Consider the following 1,268-nt stretch of genomic DNA (forward strand, 5'->3'; position numbering starts at 1 on the left):
ACTCAACTTTCCCACCCTGTCGGGTAGGTTGAAACCTTGAAAGTCTTTGAAAGTATGGTTAAATACAACAAGGAAACCACCAAATCTGGTATAATGAGAATAACCACAAACCCAATAATACCAGTACTTTGGAGGTTTCCTATGACCAGTATTATACCAGATTTGACGAGTAACGAAAATGCTGTTTCCTCACGAATCGATCAATATTTTATCCAGAATTCATTTTCCAAGCTCCTTAAACGTTGCAATTTTTATAAAGAATCAGGAATTCCGTGTGTGACTATTTTAAAAGAACTTTTCACCCTTGTTTTTACCGGAAAGAATCTCTTTAGAACACTTGAAATGAAACCCGAAGAATTATCTTTCCGTAAAAATACAGCCTATCGCTTCTTAAACTCCGGTCATTATAATTGGTCAAAACTCCTGTTGTTACTAGCATCTAAGGTCATTGATTTTGTTAATGGTTTGACCAGTGATGATCGGAAATCGGTACTCATTGTTGATGATTCTCTTTACAGCAGAAGTCGAAGTAAGAAAGTTGAACTGATGACTCGGGTCTTTGACCACACAACCCATAAATTTGTGAAAGGCTTTCGAATGCTGACTTTGGGCTGGTCCGATGGAAACACATTTCTGCCTATTGGTTTTTCACTCTTAAGTTCCCAGAAACCGGAGAAGATCTTGAATCCGGCCAAGCCTTTGGATAAGCGAACGATTGCTTACAAAAGAAGAACCGAGGCGATGGGGAGTACAACCGATGCTTTGATTAATCTTCTCCACTGTGCTGCTCATATTCCAGCTAAGTACGTTCTTTTTGACAGCTGGTTTGCCCATCCTAAGACGATCTTAAGGGTCAAACAAGAAAAGCGCGATGTTATTTGCATGTTGAAGATTACAGAGAAAATTCATTACCACTATAACGGAAAATGGCAGCCCCTTCAGGAACTTCGTAAATTGGCAGGTGATATTGCTGATGCTAAAACAGGGATCATCGGTTCAATAACAGTTCAAATACGTGAGACCAAAAATATTCAAGACTTAACCGATGTGAAAATTGTTTTTGTTCAGGACAGACGATCGAAAAACTGGCTGGCCCTCCTGAGTACGGACTTGGAGCTATCTGAAGAAGAAATTGTCCGTATTTACGGCAAACGCTGGGACATAGAAGTTTTCTTCAAAGTATGCAAGTCGTATTTGGCTCTGGCTAAAGAATACCAAGGACGAAACTATGATGCTCAGGTAGCCGCAACATCCATCGTATTTCTAAG

The 1,268-nt window shown here is 39.8% G+C and carries 1 protein-coding gene; it reads left to right on the plus strand.

The features are described 5' to 3' along the window. Positions 1-141 precede the first annotated feature (141 nt). On the plus strand, positions 142-1,268 hold a 1,127-nt coding region (locus A7D23_RS03270), incomplete at its 3' end, for a transposase (RefSeq protein ID WP_068883189.1).

Source organism: Dehalobacter sp. TeCB1, assembly GCF_001707455.1.
GTDB classification, from domain to species: domain Bacteria; phylum Bacillota; class Desulfitobacteriia; order Desulfitobacteriales; family Syntrophobotulaceae; genus Dehalobacter; species Dehalobacter restrictus.